The 18,244-nt window shown below is 60.6% G+C and carries 16 protein-coding genes; 11 read left to right on the forward strand and 5 right to left on the reverse strand.

What is annotated here, in order from left to right; genetic code table 11:
* The first annotated feature begins 80 nt into the window (after window positions 1-80).
* The 3 genes from hisS to hisG are packed head-to-tail and all read left to right on the forward strand — an operon-like array spanning window position 81 to window position 3,354.
* Window positions 81-1,592 carry a histidine--tRNA ligase gene (gene hisS / locus DSM107133_RS03500; protein ID WP_114291556.1) on the forward strand — a complete coding sequence of 504 codons (1,512 nt, stop codon included), beginning with the start codon at window positions 81-83 and terminating at the stop codon, window positions 1,590-1,592.
* Window positions 1,589-2,671: an ATP phosphoribosyltransferase regulatory subunit gene (locus tag DSM107133_RS03505; protein WP_114291557.1), complete on the forward strand. Its 1,083-nt coding sequence runs from the start codon at window positions 1,589-1,591 to the stop codon at window positions 2,669-2,671. Before hisS ends, DSM107133_RS03505 begins: the two co-directional genes overlap by 4 nt.
* Window positions 2,668-3,354, forward strand: a complete 687-nt coding sequence (hisG, locus tag DSM107133_RS03510; RefSeq protein WP_114291558.1) for an ATP phosphoribosyltransferase — start codon at window positions 2,668-2,670, stop codon at window positions 3,352-3,354. Before DSM107133_RS03505 ends, hisG begins: the two co-directional genes overlap by 4 nt.
* An 81-nt stretch (window positions 3,355-3,435) precedes the next feature.
* Here the strand turns inward: hisG and DSM107133_RS03515 are convergent, their stop codons facing one another.
* Window positions 3,436-3,870: a DUF1489 domain-containing protein gene (locus tag DSM107133_RS03515; RefSeq protein ID WP_240310335.1), complete on the reverse strand. Its 435-nt coding sequence runs from the start codon at window positions 3,868-3,870 to the stop codon at window positions 3,436-3,438.
* 142 nt (window positions 3,871-4,012) lie between these two features.
* Here DSM107133_RS03515 and DSM107133_RS03520 point away from each other — a divergent pair, with 142 nt between their 5' ends.
* The 4 genes from DSM107133_RS03520 (at window position 4,013) to DSM107133_RS03535 (ending at window position 9,207) form a co-directional block, all read left to right on the forward strand.
* Window positions 4,013-6,304: an adenosylcobalamin-dependent ribonucleoside-diphosphate reductase gene (locus DSM107133_RS03520; RefSeq protein WP_114291559.1), complete on the forward strand. Its 2,292-nt coding sequence runs from the start codon at window positions 4,013-4,015 to the stop codon at window positions 6,302-6,304.
* Between the two features lie 319 nt (window positions 6,305-6,623).
* Window positions 6,624-7,673, forward strand: a complete 1,050-nt coding sequence (locus tag DSM107133_RS03525; RefSeq protein WP_114291575.1) for an AAA family ATPase — start codon at window positions 6,624-6,626, stop codon at window positions 7,671-7,673.
* Between the two features lie 90 nt (window positions 7,674-7,763).
* On the forward strand, window positions 7,764-8,207 hold the full coding sequence (locus DSM107133_RS03530; RefSeq protein ID WP_114291576.1) for a DUF6634 family protein: 444 nt from the start codon (window positions 7,764-7,766) through the stop codon (window positions 8,205-8,207).
* A 1-nt stretch (window position 8,208) separates the two neighbouring features.
* Window positions 8,209-9,207, forward strand: coding sequence for a metallophosphoesterase (locus DSM107133_RS03535; protein WP_114291560.1), 999 nt, complete (start codon window positions 8,209-8,211; stop codon window positions 9,205-9,207).
* A gap of 141 nt (window positions 9,208-9,348) precedes the next feature.
* Here the strand turns inward: DSM107133_RS03535 and DSM107133_RS03540 are convergent, their stop codons facing one another.
* Window positions 9,349-10,254, reverse strand: coding sequence for a LysR family transcriptional regulator ArgP (locus tag DSM107133_RS03540; RefSeq protein WP_114291561.1), 906 nt, complete (start codon window positions 10,252-10,254; stop codon window positions 9,349-9,351).
* 95 nt (window positions 10,255-10,349) lie between these two features.
* Between DSM107133_RS03540 and DSM107133_RS03545 the strand changes: the two genes are divergently transcribed.
* The 4 genes from DSM107133_RS03545 (at window position 10,350) to DSM107133_RS03560 (ending at window position 14,026) form a co-directional block, all read left to right on the forward strand.
* Window positions 10,350-10,961, forward strand: a complete 612-nt coding sequence (locus DSM107133_RS03545) for a LysE/ArgO family amino acid transporter (protein ID WP_114291562.1) — start codon at window positions 10,350-10,352, stop codon at window positions 10,959-10,961.
* Between the two features lie 11 nt (window positions 10,962-10,972).
* A complete protein-coding gene (locus DSM107133_RS03550) occupies window positions 10,973-11,608 on the forward strand; it encodes a LysE family translocator (protein ID WP_114291563.1) in 636 nt (211 codons plus the stop codon).
* A 13-nt stretch (window positions 11,609-11,621) separates the two neighbouring features.
* On the forward strand, window positions 11,622-12,521 hold the full coding sequence (locus DSM107133_RS03555) for a dihydrodipicolinate synthase family protein (RefSeq protein WP_072629730.1): 900 nt from the start codon (window positions 11,622-11,624) through the stop codon (window positions 12,519-12,521).
* Window positions 12,522-12,640: 119 nt separating this feature from the next.
* Window positions 12,641-14,026, forward strand: a complete 1,386-nt coding sequence (locus tag DSM107133_RS03560; RefSeq protein ID WP_114291564.1) for an IS1182 family transposase — start codon at window positions 12,641-12,643, stop codon at window positions 14,024-14,026.
* Between the two features lie 272 nt (window positions 14,027-14,298).
* On the opposite strand, the gene DSM107133_RS03565 is transcribed toward DSM107133_RS03560, so the two are convergent.
* The 3 genes from DSM107133_RS03565 to DSM107133_RS03575 form a co-directional block, all read right to left on the reverse strand.
* Complete coding sequence (locus tag DSM107133_RS03565) at window positions 14,299-15,498, reverse strand: serine hydrolase domain-containing protein (RefSeq protein ID WP_009807932.1); 1,200 nt, start codon at window positions 15,496-15,498, stop codon at window positions 14,299-14,301.
* A gap of 96 nt (window positions 15,499-15,594) precedes the next feature.
* Window positions 15,595-16,617, reverse strand: coding sequence for an AraC family transcriptional regulator (locus DSM107133_RS03570; RefSeq protein WP_009807931.1), 1,023 nt, complete (start codon window positions 16,615-16,617; stop codon window positions 15,595-15,597).
* A gap of 460 nt (window positions 16,618-17,077) precedes the next feature.
* Entirely contained in the window at window positions 17,078-18,115 is a 1,038-nt protein-coding gene (locus DSM107133_RS03575) for an IS110 family transposase (RefSeq protein WP_240310469.1), read from the reverse strand.
* Window positions 18,116-18,244: the final 129 nt, after the last annotated feature.

Raw genomic sequence — 18,244 nt, forward strand, 5'->3', positions numbered from 1 at the left:
CAATGGGGCGCGAGGTGCTTGCCCCCATCTGGCCCATATCGTAAGCCCATGCGCGAACGCTGATCCGATCGGAGCCTGTCATGGCAAAGCCAAAAAAGACCCCACGCCCCAAGGCGGAAACGCCCAAGGGGTTCCGCGACTATTTCGGAACCGAAGTCACCGCCCGCGCTGAAATGTTGCAGGCGATTGCCGGGGTCTATCATCGCTATGGCTTTGATGCGCTGGAAACCAGTGCGGTCGAGACGGTCGAGGCGCTGGGCAAGTTCCTGCCCGACGTGGACCGCCCCAACGCGGGCGTCTTCGGCTGGCAAGAAGACGGCGAGGGCGACAAGCCCGGCGACTGGCTGGCGCTGCGCTATGACATGACCGCGCCGCTGGCACGGGTCTATGCCCAGCACCGCAACGATTTGCCCAACCCCTATCGCCGCTATGCGATGGGTCCGGTCTGGCGCAATGAAAAGCCGGGACCGGGCCGGTTCCGCCAGTTCTATCAATGCGACGCAGACACCGTCGGCAGCGCCAGCATGGGCGCCGACGCCGAAATTTGTGCGATGCTGGCCGACACGCTCGAACAAGTCGGCATTCCGCGCGGCGATTACATCATTCGCGTCAACAACCGCAAAGTGTTGAACGGCGTGATGGAGGTCGCGGGCGTTCTGGACCCCGCCAACCCCGAAGCCATGGAACACGAACGCGGCATCGTCCTGCGCGCCATCGACAAGCTGGACCGTCTGGGCGTGGACGGCGTGCGCGCGCTGCTGGGGGCAGGGCGCAAGGACGACAGCGGCGATTTCACCGATGGCGCGGGTCTGAGCGATGCGCAGGCCGACGTGGTCATGGGGTTCATGGAGGCCAAACGCGACAGCGGTGCCGCCACCGTGGCGCGGCTGCGTGAACTGGTCGCGGGATCGCAAACCGGCGAGACCGGCGTGGACGAGCTGGAAGAGATCGCGGCGCTGCTGGCGGCGGGCGGCTATGGCCCCGACCGGATCGAGATTGATCCTTCGGTGGTGCGTGGCCTTGGCTACTACACCGGCCCCGTCTACGAGGCCGAGCTGACCTTTGAAATCTTTGACGAAAAAGGCCGCAAGCGGCAGTTCGGGTCGGTCGCGGGCGGCGGGCGCTATGACGATCTGGTCAAACGCTTCACCGGACAGGAAGTGCCCGCGACAGGCGTGTCGATTGGCGTCGACCGTTTGCTGGCTGCGCTGACCGCCAAGGGACGGATGGAACGCGACGTGCAGGGACCCGTGGTCGTCACCGTGATGGACCGCGCGCGCATGGCCGATTACCAAGCCATGGTGGCCGAGCTGCGGCAGGCCGGTATTCGCGCCGAGGTCTACCTGGGCAACCCCAAGAACTTTGGCAACCAGTTGAAATACGCCGACAAACGCGGCAGCCCCGTGGCCATCATCGAAGGTGGCGACGAGAAGGACCGTGGCGTGGTGCAGATCAAGGACCTGATCCTTGGCGCCAAGATCGCGGAAACAGCTACCCACGAGGAATGGAAGGACCGGCCCAGCCAGTTCGAAGTGCCCCGTGACCAGATGCTGGCCAAGGTGCGTGAAATCCTCGAAGGACAAGAACCATGATCACCCGCGAAGGCCGCGCCAAGGCGGTTGCCCTACGCGAACGTTTCGAGGCCGCAGGCGCACAGGTGGTCGAGCCGCCGATGCTGCAAAGCGCCGAGCTGCTGTTGGACCTCTACGGCGAAGACATCCGCGCACGCGCCTATGTCACCAGCGACGCGCTGCGCGGCGAACAGATGCTGCGCCCGGATTTCACCGTGCCTGTGGTGCAGATGCACATGGCGCATGGGGCTGATCCCGCGCGCTATACCTATGCGGGCGAGGTGTTTCGCCGCCAAGAGGATGACCCGGACCGCGCCAATGAATTCCTGCAAGTCGGCTTCGAGGTGTTCGACCGTGCCGATCCGGCAGCGGCGGATGCGGAAGTGTTCGCGCTGATGGCCGAAGCCGTCGCGGGGCTGAATCTGCGCGCAGCCACCGGTGATATCGGTATTCTGACGGCTGCGGTCAACGGGTTGCGCACCACCGAGGCGCGACGCGCGGCCCTGTTACGCCACATCTGGCGGCCGCGTCGGTTCCGCGCGCTGCTGGACCGGTTCGCGGGTCGCGCGCCCGTGCCTGCCAGCCGCAAGGCATTGCTGGCCAACCCGCAACCCCGGCTGGGCGCGGCCCCGCTGATCGGATTGCGTTCGGACGCCGAGATCGAGACGCGTATTGACGCGCTGCATGCCGATGCATCTGCAAAGCCGATCAGCGGTTCCGAGATGGAGTTGCTTGATGCATTGATGAACGTGCGTGAAACGGTGCCCTTTGCCCTGTCGCAATTGCGCGATCTTGAGGTGGACATGCCGTCGATTTCAGGGGCTGTTGACGGTTTGGCCGCGCGGTCCGATGCGTTGCTGGCGCGTGGAGTGGATGTAGAGGGGCTGGATTTCGAGGCCAGCTATGGCCGCACGTCGATGGAATATTACGACGGTTTCGTCTTTGGCTTTTACGCTGCAGGCCGGGCCGACCTGCCTGCCGTGGTCAGCGGCGGGCGCTATGACGCGCTGACCCGCAGGCTGGGCGGCGGCGCTGAAATTCCGGCCGTGGGGGCCGTGCTGCGCCCCGGCCTGATGGCCGAACTGGAGACAGGCGCATGATCAAGCTGGGTGTGCCGTCCAAGGGGCGGCTGATGGAAAAGACATTTGACTGGTTCGCGGCCCGCGACATCCGGCTCAGCCGAACAGGATCAGACCGTGAATATGCTGGTGCCGTGACCGGCATCGACGGTGTGTCGCTGGTGTTGCTGAGCGCGGGCGAGATCCCGCGCGAACTGGCGGCAGGGCGGATTCATCTGGGTGTGACCGGCACGGATCTGGTGCAGGACAAGCTGCCGCTGTGGGAACAGCAGGTGGAACCGCTGGAAGAGATGGGCTTTGGCGAGGCCGATTTGATCGTGGCGGTGCCGCAGGCCTGGGTCGATGTGGACACGCTGGACGATCTGGATGCGGCGGCAGCAGCGTTTCGCGCCACCCACGGGTTCCGGCTGCGGATTGCCACCAAGTATCACCGTCTGGTGCGCGAGTTCCTGCGCGACGCAGGTGTTGCGGACTATGCCATCGTCGACAGTCAGGGCGCCACAGAAGGCACCGTGGCCAATGAAACCGCAGAAGCCATTGCCGACATCACCTCAAGCGGTGAGACGCTGCGCGCCAACCACCTGAAGATATTGTCCGACGGGCTGATCTTGCGCTCGCAGGCGACGCTGTGGCGGTCGCGCGTGGCCAGCGTGGTGGATGAGGATCGCAAGGCGATGGCCGAGGTTCTGGCGCGCCTGGGATGAGGTTTGTGCGCGCTGCGGGGGCGGGAGCCTCCGGCGGGGATATTTAAGGGCCAAAAGAAATACGCGTCTAGGGTTTGGACCCTAAAGCACCCCGATTTCTGCCAGTGCGCGGTTCAGCTCAACAGGCAGGGGCTCTTCTGACTCGCGGCCCTTGGGCAGGTCGGGGGGCGCGTCGGCGGGCGTCAGATAGCGCCAGCCCTGAAAGGGGCGGCGCAGGCTGGTTTGGGTGCGGGTCAGGTCCGGGTCCAGCACGATGGCGCAGCGGCGGATACCGTCGCCGCCCGTGACCTCGTCAAGGCGCAGGATCCGCTGGCGGGCCTGTATCACGCCCTTTATCACCCAATAGATCGAGCCGCCGTTCAGGATTTCGTCGACCCTTTTGGGAAACATCCGGGTGACGTGGCGCGGCAGGCCATCCGCCATTTGCGCCTGTTGGCCAGACTGCCATGCGAACAGATCATCGACGTTCTCGGTGCCAACGCTCAGCTTGATCAGGTTTACACATGGTTTGTTCACAGATTTACCCACAGAATCACATCCCCCACACTCTATGATGTAGCTTTTGCAGGTCAGGCTTCAATAGGTGGTGTTTGCGGTTGTGATCTGAGCCCGACTGAGGCATCTTGATCATCTTTCCATTAGCCAGAGAATCGACGCCATGACACGCTTTGCTGCCCCGATCGCAGAACAAATTTGGGATATGAAATACCGGTTCAAGGCGGCCGATGGCACGCCCAAGGACGCGACCGTGGAAGACACCTGGCGGCGCATTGCGCGCGATCTGGCGCAGGTCGAATCGGACCCGTCCACATGGGAAGAGAACTTCTATGGCGCACTGGAGGATTTCCAGTACCTGCCCGCAGGCCGCATCACCGCAGGGGCCGGCACCGCGCGCAAGGTGACCCTGTTCAACTGCTTTGTCATGGGCACGGTCCCCGACAGCATGGGCGGTATTTTTGACATGTTGAAAGAGGCCGCGCTGACCATGCAGCAGGGCGGTGGCATCGGCTATGATTTCAGCACCATCCGTCCCAAGGGTGCGGATGTGAAGGGCGTAGCGGCGGATGCATCCGGCCCGCTGTCATTCATGGACGTCTGGGACGCGATGTGCCGCACCATCATGTCCGCAGGCAGCCGTCGTGGTGCGATGATGGCCACCATGCGCTGCGATCACCCCGATATCGGCGATTTCATCACCGCCAAATCCGACGCCGCCCGTCTGCGCATGTTCAACGTCAGCGTTCTGATCACCGATGCGTTCATGGAAGCCGTGAAGGCCGATGCGTCCTGGGATCTGGTGTTTGATGGCAAGGTCTACAAGACCGTGCAGGCGCAGGACCTGTGGAACCAGATCATGCAGGCGACCTATGACTATGCCGAGCCGGGCGTGATCTTTATCGACCGGATCAACGCGGCCAACAACTTGAGCTATTGCGAAACCATCGCCGCCACCAATCCCTGCGGCGAACAGCCCCTGCCACCCTATGGCGCCTGCCTGCTGGGGTCGATCAACATGGCACGGCTGGTGGCCGATCCGTTCGGCGCGAATGCCGGTCTGGATGAGGACAAGATGACCCGTCTGGTTGCCACCGCCATCCGCATGATGGACAACGTGGTGGACACGTCGAAGTTTCCGCTGCCCGAACAACAGCGTGAGGCCCAGCAAAAACGCCGTATCGGTCTGGGTGTCACCGGTCTGGCCGACGCGCTTCTGATGGTCGGCCTGCGCTATGGCTCGGACGAGGCCGCGGCCCAGACCGAAGCCTGGCTAAAGGCGATTGCGCGGGCGTCCTATCTGGCCTCGGTCGACCTGGCCAAGGAAAAGGGTGCCTTCCCGCTGTTCGACGCCGATGCCTATCTGGCATCCGGCAACATGATGAACATGGACGAGGACGTGCGCGACGCGATCCGCACCCACGGCATCCGCAACGCCCTGCTGACCTCGATTGCGCCCACCGGCACCATCTCGCTGTACGCAGGCAACGTCAGTTCGGGGATCGAGCCGGTCTTTGCCTATGCCTACACCCGCAAGGTGCTGCAAAAGGACGGATCGCGCACCGAGGAAGAGGTTGTCGATTACGCCGTGCAGATGTGGCGCGACCTGAAAGGCGATGCCGAACTGCCCGACTATTTCGTGAACGCCCAGACGCTGGCCCCCGCAGACCACGTCAAGATGCAGGCGGCGGCGCAGAAATGGATCGACAGTTCGATCTCGAAAACCATCAACTGCCCCGCCGACATCAGCTTTGATGCGTTCAAGGATGTGTATATGCAGGCGTGGGACACCGGCTGCAAAGGCTGCACAACCTACCGTCCAAACGACGTGACCGGCAGCGTGCTGAGCGTGTCGGAAGACAAGCAGGCCCCCGAAGTCATCGCCAATTCCGACGCCGAACCGATGCAGCCGCATGGCGACGTGATCTATATGGCCGATCCGCTGGACCGCCCCGAAACGCTGGAGGGCAACACCTACAAGGTGAAATGGCCCGACAGCGAACATGCGATCTATATCACCATCAACGACGTGGTGATCGGCGGGCGCCGCCGTCCGTTCGAGGTGTTCATCAACTCCAAGAACATGGAACATTTTGCATGGACCGTGGCGTTGACACGGATGATTTCGGCTGTGTTCCGGCGCGGGGGCGATGTGTCGTTCGTAGTGGAAGAGCTTAAGGCGGTCTTTGACCCGCGCGGCGGCGCATGGATGCGCGGGAAATACATTCCGTCGATTCTTGCCGCGATTGGCGGCGTGATCGAGCAGCATATGGTTGTCACCGGCTTTATCGCGGGCGAAGGTATGGGGCTGAAATCGGACCCGACTGCGGAAGTCGTCGAAATGGAGAACGCCGCGCCGCGCGGCAAAGCCTGTTCCTCTTGCGGCAGCTACGAGCTGCGTATGGTCGAAGGGTGCATGACCTGTGCATCCTGCGGGTTCAGCAAATGCGGGTGATGGGTAGAAGTGGCTTTTTTGTAGGCTGTTATGGGGGGTAATTGAGAGCCATTTGGCCCAAAAAAACGACCTTTGGGTGGGGCTTTAGTGACCACTGATAGCTAAGCCATTGAAATTGTTGACGTTGAGAAATGCCGATCCGAGAGGGTCGGCATTTTCGTTTCAGGGCTGAACTCCCGGCGCTGAGGTTGACCGACCCCGCAAAATGTTCTCATTACGTTCTCAAGGATCCGGATCCTCTTGTTGAAACATGGCAGCTCCACGCTGCCAGATGCTGGCCGCCCAAAAGATGGGCGGGCCGGTTCAGAGAGGACACCAAATGCCACGCATAAAATTTGCCGACGTCGCTTTCCCGGATCACAACCTGCCTTCGGCACACGACATCGAAGTTCGTCTAAGGAAGTTCCTGGATCGTTTCAGAGAACAAATCGGGAGCCCAAAATTTGACTACGCGCTGTCCGAAGCCGACCGGCTAAAAGTACGGCGAAGGGCGGCAGCATATCTCAGCGCAGTTTCACGCCGATCAGGCATGGACCATCTTGACCCGAAGGAGCGTGCGCGACTCGAGGTGTTCCGCAATGGCGCACAGATACAACCAGTGGAGACCGAGCACCGCGCCGACGAAATCGCCAGTTGTCTCCACACTGAGATGCCGTGGATGGCTCCTGCAACAGAGCGTCTTTGGCACGACATGCGGGCCTCAGTCCGCAACGGCGATCCTGCGCCCCTTGTCCGGCCAATGCTCCTGGTCGGTCCGCCCGGGATCGGCAAAAGCCACTTTGCCCGCCTGCTGGGCGCGCAGCTCACCGTGCCGACGACAATCATAGAAGCCACGGGTGAGCCCGCCTCATTCGTTGTCACGGGGTCTCAAAAGGGATGGGGATCGGCGGGCCCGGGAAAGGTTCTGGAAGGGATCATGGCGTCTCAGATTGCGAATCCTGTGGTCGTGGTCGACGAGATCGAGAAGGCGGGGCCATCGGTTTCTACGAAGGGGCAATCCTATGATTTGTCTCAAGGCTTATTGCCGCTCCTCGAGCGATTGACTGCACAAAGCTGGAGCTGTCCCTATTACAGGGTGCAGTTCGACATGTCATGGATCACGTGGATTCTCACAGCAAACAGCGTGAACGGTCTGCCAGCCCCGTTCCTGAGCCGATGCCCTCCCATCGAACTGCGCGCCCTGACGCAAGAACACCTGTTCGGCTTTGCGGAACGGGAAGGGTTACGACGTGACCTTCCCCCAGATGCCGTTGATACCGTCAAGGACGTCATCATGGCGATCAAGACCCCGCACAACGTCAGTCTGCGTTCGGTCATCCGAATGCTGGATGCCGTGGATCAGTTGATGCACCGGCCCGCCTTGCATTGAACAATGTCGGCGGGGCCGAGGTGTGTCTCGTCCGAATGACCTTAATGCCCGTCCCTCAATCAAACTATCAGATTCATAATGGAGTTCCCCATGAACAATAGAGACTTCTGGGCTCAGAAAATACGTACTGCCATCACCGCTGCTGACGCCGGACCTTCCGAAACCGACCTCGCCGGCGCACCAATCCTGACATATTGGCGTCCACATGTATCTCGCCATGGCGCCCCCATACTCTGGGGGATCGCGTCTGGTCACCCAAGGCTGAAAGGCGGCTGGATCACGACATCCCAGCTTGTCGCGATTGACGTCGACCAGGGTTGGGCGCGCACGGCATCACGGTGGTATGCGCTGGGTCGTCCATTCTCCGACTATGAGAGGACCATAGCCAAGGGTCTCGGGATGGGAGAGGCCCCTCCCGGGTTCGTACAGATGGACGTACCTGGGTATCGGCCGCTGGATGACTTGTCGCTGCTCGACGAGCTTTTGATGGCTTGGCGTGACCGTATCCGGCAGGACGACACGGGAGGGGACTGAAATGTTCAATGAAAAGACCGCAGTTTGGGTTCGAGAAGGAGACCGGATTCCGCCTACGATTGACATCGCCGGGGGCCGCTATGAAGCTACAACCAGTATGGACAAGATCAACATGCCCGATGGACTGACAGCCTTCAATTCCTTCTACTTGCCATGGCGAGACCTTCCCGGTTCTCTTCCAGAAGACATCGATATCTTTGCTGTCGGCGATGTCCATGGGCAGGCAGATCTACTTGAGCAGGTTATCCGCGAAATCAGGAATACCCCACGCGAAGCGCCTAAACGGCATCTTGTCTTTTTGGGCGACCTTATTGATCGGGGACCTGCATCCATCCGCGCTGTTGATCTGGCGATGAGAGCCGGGCAGCTTGCGGATGTGGGTGATCTACATGTTCTGCCCGGCAATCATGATCTTGTTTTGATGCTGGCACTCGAAGGTCCAAAGTATCTCGACTTCTGGGCCAGGCTCGGCGGTGACAAAGTCATGGCCGAGCTTGGTCTGTCGGCAGAAACGCACAGCTGGGACGAGATAGCGGCAAAGCTGAAAGATAATCTGCACCCTGAATATCTGAACTCAATGGCTTCGGGGGCGACACATCTCTATCTTGGCGACCTCCTGTTTGTGCATGCAGGCATACACCCATTTCAGAACCGCACAGCTTTTCTGGGGTTGTCCCGCCGCTTCATCAAAATGGAAGATCACTGGGCGAATATCCGTCATACTTTTTTGACCCACCGCGGCGGGTGGGACGTCAACGATCCTGATCCGGAGCGGCGCGCACAAAAGCCGACGGTCGTCGTGCATGGCCACACGCCAGCGGTGCGCCAGGACCTCGTCGAAGCCAGGGATTTGGATATTTGTGACGGTGTCGATGACTATCGAACGGTAGCACTCGATATTGGTGCCGCGTACAGACCTCAATTGGCGTTCGCACATTTTAGGACCCGCGAAGGCAAAGGCGAGGTTCAGATCCGTGCGGTAAGCAAGCCAAACGCTTGAAGCGAACGGCCCTAACCGGACATTCGAGCTTAGCAAAATTCAACAGGTTGCCTTCCCGAAAGCTGCCGTTCGTGTTGGGCGCGGCATATTCGGCTGGTCGGGTGACTGCTTTGCGGACCAAGCTGTCGTTTCCAATGAGCGTCATGCTTGCGAGCTGAGCTCCCGCCGCGCTACCGTGAGTATTAACCGGGACAGCTCGTGAAGCTGGTCGGCGGCCAGCCGATTGATCTGCCAGAACAGGTGCCGCTCCAGCATCTGTCCGGGGGCCAGCTCGACCAGATCTCCGCGCTCGAGATGGCGTCTGGCGAGCTGTACCGGATTGAGCGCCCACCCCATGCCGGCGAGGCTTCCCTCAAGGAAGCTCTGCGTCGAAGGAAGCCAGTGCGTGGGGAATGACATGTCTTGCCCGAAAACCTCGCGCGCCCAGACGTTCTGGAGCCGGTCCTTCTGGTCGAAGGTGAGAGCGGGCGCGCGTTGGAACGCCTCCTTCGTGAGGCCGTCAGGGAAGTATCGGGCAACGAAGTCGGGGCTCGCCGTCGCCTGGTAGCGCAGCGCACCGAGCGGCGTGACACGACACCCCTGCACAGGACGTTCCAGCGAGGTAACGGCGGCAAGCACGCGACCGCGCCGCAGCCAGTCGGCGGTATGGTCCTCGTCGTCGATCGCCACATTCACGAGATAGTCGGTGGCCCTGGTGAAGGAGGCGATGGCCTCGAGAAACCAGGTCCCGAGGCTGTCGGCGTTCGTCGCCACGTTGAGGGTTACCTGTCCGGCACCTTCCGCCCCGGAAAGTTCAGGCAGATGTTCCATGAGATCCTTTTCGAGCATCCCCACGCGGTCCATGTGCCGGCAAAGCGCAAGGCCTTTGTCCGTGGCGGTGCATGGCGTTCCACGCTCGATGAGCACCGCGCCGAGGCGTTCCTCGAGATGCTTGATGCGCTGCGAGACAGCCGACGGGGTCACGTTGAGAGAAGCGGCGGCTCTTTCGAAGCTGCCGGTCCTGACGACCGCGGCGACGGCGCGAAGAGCTGCATAGTCCACAGCCATTTAGTTTTCCTTTATTGGCATTAGCGTCTTTAATTTGTCTAATCTACTGCGACCGAATAGTCCAAGGGCAGTTTTTTTGAACCAGAGGCCCACATATGGATATCGCAGTTTTTTTCACCGGCATGATGATGAGCCTCAGCCTCATCGTGGCGATCGGCGCGCAGAACGCCTTCGTGCTGCGACAGGGGTTGCGCGGCGAGCACGTCCTGGCTGTCTGTCTCACTTGCGCGGTCTCGGACGCGATCCTGATCACCGTCGGGGTGACCAGCTTCCACACCGTCTCGGAGTGGTTGCCCTGGCTCGAGCCGGTGATGCGCTACGGCGGCGCGGCCTTTCTGATCTGGTATGGCGTGAAGAGTCTTCTGTCCGCGTTGCGCTCGAATGAGGCGTTGGCCGCGGATTCCTCGCTGCCGATGACCGATCTCTTCCGCACGCTGATCGCCTGCCTCGCGATCACTTGGCTGAACCCCCATGTGTATCTTGACACGGTCGTCCTGCTGGGGACCATTTCCACGCAGTTCACCGACAGCCAAGGGTCTTTCGCGATCGGCGCGATTTTGGGGTCGTTCGTGTTCTTCTTCGCTCTCGGCTACGGTGCCACCAAGTTGAGACCGGTGTTCGAGCGGCCAGCGGCCTGGCGCGTCCTGGAGACGCTCATCGCGCTGGTAATGTGGCTCATCGCCTTCAAGCTGCTGGCCGGAACCTGATAGGACACGTCATGGAGAATTTCAACCACCTGCTCGTCGTCTTCACCGCCTATGTGATCCCGGCCGGGAGCCCCGGTCCGAGCACCCTTCGGATCATGGGCGTGGCGATGAACCATGGTCGCCGGGCCGGGCTGGCCCTGGCGGCGGGCGTCATCTCCGGATCGCTGTTCTGGGGGCTGTCTGCGGCCACCGGTGTTTCCGCGCTGCTCGCGCGCTATGCCGAGGCCCTGATCTTCCTGAAGATCTGCGGCGGCCTATACCTGCTCTACCTCGCGGGGCGCGCAGCCCAGAATGCGCTGTCTTCCAACCCGGCAACCTCAACCGGACCGGCACGATCCGATACTCCTCCGTCCTCGGCCGCGCTCTACCGTCATGGATTGATCATGCATCTGGCGAACCCGAAAGCCGTGTTGGCCTGGATCGCCCTCGTCACGCTTGGCCTCGGTGCTGAGCCATCCTGGCATGATGTGGCCACCATTCTGGCAGGTTGCGCAATCCTGAGCGTGATGATCTTCACCGGCTACGCGGTCGTGTTTTCCACGGAACCGATGATCCGCCTCTACCGGCGGGCCCGACGCGGAATCGAGGGCGTTCTGGCCGCCTTCTTCGGGTTCGCCGGCCTGCGCCTGCTCATGTCACGCTTTTGAAGGAGATGTTCACATGACCTTGTTCACCGGCCTCTCGGCCTTCCCGCTCACGCCCATTGATGACGAGGGGCAGCTGAAATCCGAGCTTCTGCAACGGTTCCTCGAGCGGATCGTGGCTGCGGGAGCGGATTCCATCGGACTGCTCGGCAGCACCGGTGGATACGCCTACCTGACACCGGAAGAGCGCAAGCGGACCCTCCGGGCCGCCGTAGATTGCGTGGCGGGACGGACACCGCTTGTCGTCGGTGTCGGCGCTCTCACGACCGATGTTGCCGAGGACCTCGCGCGAGACGCCCGGAAAGCCGGGGCGGACGGCCTGCTTCTTGCGCCCATGTCCTATCAGCCGTTGACCGATGATGAGGTCTTTCGCCATTTCGAGGCCGTCGCCGCGGCCGGCGAGCTGCCCCTGTGCATCTACAACAACCCGGGCACCACCAAATTCACCTTCAGCCCGGACCTGATCGCGCGTCTGGCCGAAATCTCGAACGTGGCCGCGGTCAAGATGCCTTTGCCGGCGGACAGCGATTACGCGGGCGAGATGCGGAGCCTGCGGGCCGTGACGCCGGATGGCTTCGCCGTGGGCTATAGCGGCGACTGGGGGGCGAAGGACGCGCTGCTCGCCGGCGGTGCCTGCTGGTATAGCGTCGTGGCCGGCCTCTTGCCGGAACCCGCTCTCGCGCTCACCCGCGCGTCTCAGGCCGGGAATGCGGCCGAAGCCGAGCGCATCGATCACGCTTTCGCTCCCCTTTGGGCGCTGTTCCGCGAGTTCGGCAGCTTCCGCGTGATGTTTACCATCGCGGAGATCCTCGGTCTCGGGCGCATCACCCCGCCGCGTCCGATCCTGCCGCTCGAGCCTGCCTCCCGCGAAAGGGTCGAGGTGGCGCTGCGTCCGCTGCTCCAGGACGCCGTCTGATCAGGGGACTGTGCTTACGCCGGGAATGTCTTGAAAGGGCTGATTCTGTTGAAAAACTCGTGCTTGATCGAAGCGTAGGTTGCTGATTCAATTCTTCTGACGAGCGGGAGGGTTTGACGATGATGGGGCCGAGACAGGAAGCACAGGCAGCACTTTTCTACGAGTTCTCGCTTGAGGATCATGTCCCGCAAGACCACCTGCTGCGATCGATCGACCGGTTTGTCGACCTGAGCAGCATCCGTGCCCATTTGGCGGATTTCTACAGCCACACCGGCCGTCCCTCCGTCGATCCCGAGCTGCTGATCCGGATGCTGCTGGTCGGATACTGTTTCGGCATCCGGTCGGAACGACGGCTCTGTGAGGAAGTGCATTTGAACCTGGCTTATCGCTGGTTCTGCCGTCTCGATCTGAACGATCGCATTCCAGACCATTCGACCTTCTCAAAGAACCGCCATGGCCGTTTCCGCGAGAGCGAGCTGCTGCGCCATCTGTTCGAGACGACAGTTGCACGTTGCATTGAAGAAGGACTTGCCAGCGGGCAGCGCATGGCAGTGGACGCCAGCCTGATCGAAGCGGATGCGAACAAGCAGAACTCAACCCCGAAGGAAGAATGGGATGCGTCGACCATCGATCCGGCAGACGCGGGTCGCGCGGTCCGCGAGTATCTCGACACGCTCGACGATGCTGCATTTGGCGCTGCCAGCGATGTCCAGCCCAAGTTCACCTCGCATTCCGATCCGGCCAGCCAGTGGACTGCGGCCCGCAAAGGGCCTGCTTTCTTCAGCTATTCCGACAATTACCTGATCGACACGGATCACGGTGTTATTTTGGACGTCGAAGGCACCCGTTCGATCCGGCAAGCCGAGGTTGGATCGACGATGACCATGCTGACACGGGTGAAAGACAAGTTCGATCTGGTCCCTGACTGGATGATTGCCGATACCGCCTACGGCTCCGGCCCGATGCTCGGCTGGCTCGTAGATCGCAAGATCGATCCTTACATCCCGGTGATCGACAAGGCCGGACGAGAGGACGGCACCTGGACACGCACAGACTTCGAATGGGATGCTGAGAATGACCAATACATCTGCCCCGAGGGTCACGCGCTCAAGCAGTTCCGCCGGAATTATTCCGATCCGAACCGGGGACCGACGGGCAAGGGCACCGCACGCTATCGCGCCTTGAAAGACGTCTGCCAGGTCTGCCCGTCCAAGCAAAAATGCTGCCCCAACGCTGATGCGCGCAAGATCACCCGCGAGGAGCACGAAGATGCCCGCCAAGTCGCTCGGGATCTGGCCAAGACCGAAGAATACGAGATCGCGATGAAGCTCAGAAAGAAGGTTGAGATGCTCTTCGCCCACCTCAAACGCATTCTCGGTTTGGGACGATTGCGATTACGCGGGCCGTGCGGCGCAAATGACGAATTCCTCCTCGCCGCCACCGCCCAAAACCTCCGCAAACTGGCCAAGATCCTTCCTGCACCGCAGCAAATGCGCAAAGCCTGACAAGAAAGGCGCTCGCGCCGAATTCAGAACGGATATTTCTGCGCCCGCAAACGTTAGTTTTTCCACAAAATCGGCTCGTTGCCGCCATTCTCCGCTTCGCAGCATCCATTCGGATCAACCCAGATCGCGCCAGCACAGACGGCCCTTAGCGGACGTTCGGTCCAAACCCGTCCAATGGCTTCTTTATCTCATAACCTATCTAAGGCGTGAAAACCGGCAAGTCCGACGGGGCGCGCATGCGCCCCGCCCTTTGGCATAGCAGGAAAATGCCGTTATTGCCCCGAGAGGGCCGCGTAGACCGCGCTCTCGAAATCCATATACCCTGGAAAGGAGACCCCATCTGCGAACGGCAGGATCTGCGTTGCCCAGTAGCCGCCGATCCCATTCTTTCGATCTATCCAATAGTAGCTGTTCGCCAGCCCGGCCCAGCCGATGGCGCCGGCCGGGCGCCCGGTGGACGCGTCTTCGGTGTTGACCATGAAGGTGTAGGACCAGTCCTTGGGTATGCCCGGAAAGAACTCTGCATCATTCGAAAGCGAGGGAATGACGCCGGGCAGCATGGTGACTTTCTGCGGTGGGACAAGTGCGCCCTGCACGGCCCATTCGACGGTTTCGGGTTTCAGGACCCGCCCGTTCGGACCGGCACCGTCGTTCAACCACATGCGGATAAACTTCATGTATTCCGGCACAGTCGCGTAGAGCCCGTGGCCGCCCATGTGGACCTCAGGGTCATCAGGTAGTGCGAAGTCGTCCATCGGGGTCAGCCCGCCATCCTCGCCCCGCGCGTGGATGGTCGCGGTCCGCTCCTTCATGTCGGGCGTCCGGGTAAAGGCGATATCCTGCATGCCGAGCTGGTCGAAGATCCTCTCTTTCATAACCTCGCCCAGGCGTTTGCCGCGGATGCCTTCGACGACCTGTCCGACCCAGTCGATGTTCGTGCCGTATTCCCACTTCGTGCCCGGATCGAATAGCAGCGGGGTTTCGATGCAGGCGCGGCTGCCGGTGACGACAGAGGGCTGGCCCTGCTCTTCGGCGAGGCGCTTATAGGTCTCGTTAAAGAAATCATAGCCAAAACCGGCCGTGTGCAGCATCAGTTGGCGGGTCGTGACATCACTTTTGGGGGCGCGCAGTCTGGGGGTGCCGTCCGCGTCGAACCCGTCGATCACCTTCAACTCACCGATGGCCGGGGCGTAGTTTTTCGCAGGCGCATCGAGGTCCAACAAACCCTCCTCGACACATTGCAGGGCTGTGGTGCCAGCGATTGCCTTGGTGGTCGAGAAGATGGCGAAGACCGTGTCCTCCGTCATTGCGTCGCCGTCCAGCCGCCGCTCTCCGGCCGCGCCGGCGTAGATATCGCCATTGCGGTCCGTTGCCATCGCGACAACCCCGGGCACACGCGACGGACCGGTGCCCAGTCCGTTCAGAACGGCGTCACACCGGATTTTCAGATCGTTTGGGTTGATGTCCTTCATTGGTTCCTCCCTTGAAGATGTGAAGAGAAGAATGCGGAACACTGATCGGCCGCGCTGTTCGCAACCGGTATGTTCTGTCCGATTTCGGAAACGAAGTCAGTGCGGGCGGACGCGTCGTGCGACCCGACCACGCGTCTGCGACGGCGTTTCTCCGAACCTTTCTCGATACCGGCCGGCCAGAGCGCCGAAGTTCGAAAAGCCCCAGTCTGCGGCGATCACGGTGACGGTCACATTGGCTGGCAAAGTTTCAAGATCCCGGCGAAAGCCGTCAAGCCGCCGCGCCACGAGGAATGCCCGAGGCGAAATACCTCGAAACTTCTGAAATCCGCCGGACAGTGTCCTTGCAGAAACGCCGACACGCTTGGCCACATCGCCGATTGAAGGTGCTTCGCGCGCTTCGGCTTCCATGATCTCCTCGGCCGCGCGAACGTAACCGGGGGCTGCACAGCGGGCCCCGGTCTCAAGGCTCAACCCAGCGGCCGATGCCCACTGTCGCAGAAGTTCGACGCAAAGCATCTCTTCGATATGCCGCACCAAGACTGCGTCGGATGAGACTTCGCCCGCGCGCGTTAAGGCACGGGTGGCATAATCGAGAAGCGCGGGCCAGGCTGAGTTGGGGCCGCCGATCTTGACACGGCTCGTCCACAGGCGGTCATCCGGCACGAAACCGAACCACCTCTCGGCCGTATCAACCATCGCCTGATGCGGGATCGTGAGGTTCAGCTGCATATGGTCGGGATCACCCTCAAGCCAATATTCGGCTCGGGAGCAATCTACGACAAAGCTTTCCCCGGCAGCGGTTGCAATAGAGCCACCATCGGTTTGATGATCCAATGCCCCGCGCAGGGTGTTAAGAACAAGGATGTTTCCGGCATCAGGATCGAAACGGTCAAGGTGAATGCCGGTGCCGTAGGCAAACCGGGTCATGGTCACACAGCCCGCCTTCGCCGAAATCATGGTCGCATCCGGCAGGGACAAGCGATCCAAAGGCCGCACCCGATATCGCATATAGACCGACCGGCAGAAGTCCTCCACTTCGTCCCAATCAGCTGAATGGGTTTTCTGCCGGTGCCTGATCGGCGCCCCTAACGAATCCAGAACAAGTGCATGTTCCAGCAAAACCCCGCCCCTCCTCGTGATTCCATTGTCAATGTAACACGATATTGGCGAGGTAGACATCCGGCATTGGTCGTAAAGAAATGAACGTGTTGGTGGGGACGCGCCGACACGGTCGCGATCTGGCGTAGGTTCTGATCGAGCGCGTTGTCCCCCCGGCGTGTGAGGCTCTACAATGCCGACATTGGTTCAAGCCGCAGCGAATGACCGCTTCTCTAATTGGGTGTCTGGGTCAAGCTCGTTTTCCTTGTTCTATGTGATCGGTGATCGCTTATCCGGGTCACGCTTCTCTTCGCAGTCTGTTTTGGTGTTCGAATGGCACCGCTGCATGCATGTGTCGGATTGGTAGTGGAGAGCCCTGCTTCCCGGCGCGCTTCAAGTTGCGCAGCAGACATTTTCGTCTTCATCCACAGACCTCGTCCGGATTGGACGATCCCGTCAGGTTGGTTGGGGGTTTTTTAGATCATGCCGTGCCTCCTGCCTGTTCCTGACGGAATTCTGTGCCATCGGCCCACATTCGATGCAGTAAGACAGCGAGTTTGCGTGCGACAGCGACTACAGCGCGACGGCGACCTTTGGTGCGCATCAATCGCATGCCCCATGATTTGATCTGCGACCCTGCCATGGTTCGCATCAACATTGCGTTGGCTGCAGCATACAGCGTTGCACGAACATCTCGGTCTCCTGCCTTCGATATTCGGCCGGGGTTATCGTGTTCACCTGACTGATATCTTCGCGGCGTGAGACCAAAATGCGCTGCGACAGTGCGGGATTTTTTGAATCTATTGGGGTCATCAATTGCGGCTTTGAATGTCAAAGCTGCAATAGGTCCCACACCTGGCACTGTCATCATCCGCATGCACACCGCGTCTTGCGATGCCGCGCGCTTCACGCGTCGATCCAGTTCCAGATAGTTTTGAAAGAGGACCGTACGGGCATCAAGTAAAGGAAGAACCGCGTGCGCGAGAACTTCATCCATCTCAATCATAGGTCGAACGAGGGCGTCGAAGGAACCGTGCTTTACCGTTCTGGGCAGTCGTACCCCGAAGATCTTCAATAAACCCCGCACTTCGTTTGCAAGGTCGATCGTCTTCTTCAGCAATGCCTTGCGTGTGCTAAGCAGCGCCCGAAGGCCATGAGCTTCGCGGCTTTTCATATGTACTGGACTGAACCACCCAGTGCGTAGGATCTGCGCAATCCCTTTCGCATCGGTCTTATCTGTTTTGTTCCGCATCGCTGACAAGGCAGCATTCACCTGGCGGGCCTCCATACAGACGATATCGAAGCCCAAGGATTGTAAGCCAAAGTAAAGATGCTGGCTCAAGGCACCGGCTTCAAAACCGACGCGCTCAACGGGGTGATCAAAGGCTTCAAGGCACGCAGCAATGTCCGCAACTTCGCATGGCAGCTCTCGCTCCAGCCAAACCTTGCCTTTGCTATCGACGATGCACAAAGCACACGACCGAAGCGACACATCTAAACCAGCATAGTATTCCATCATCTGTCTCCCTTGTTCACAGCTATGCTGTGATACTATCGGGAGCTCGACCAAAGTGCAGGGTCAGCCCAATTACGCATGCTCCCCGCCGTTTTTTCGGTCGAGACCTATAGTTACCATTAAAAGAGTAGC

The sequence above is a fragment of the Pseudosulfitobacter sp. DSM 107133 genome (assembly GCF_022788695.1).
Classification (GTDB): domain Bacteria; phylum Pseudomonadota; class Alphaproteobacteria; order Rhodobacterales; family Rhodobacteraceae; genus Pseudosulfitobacter.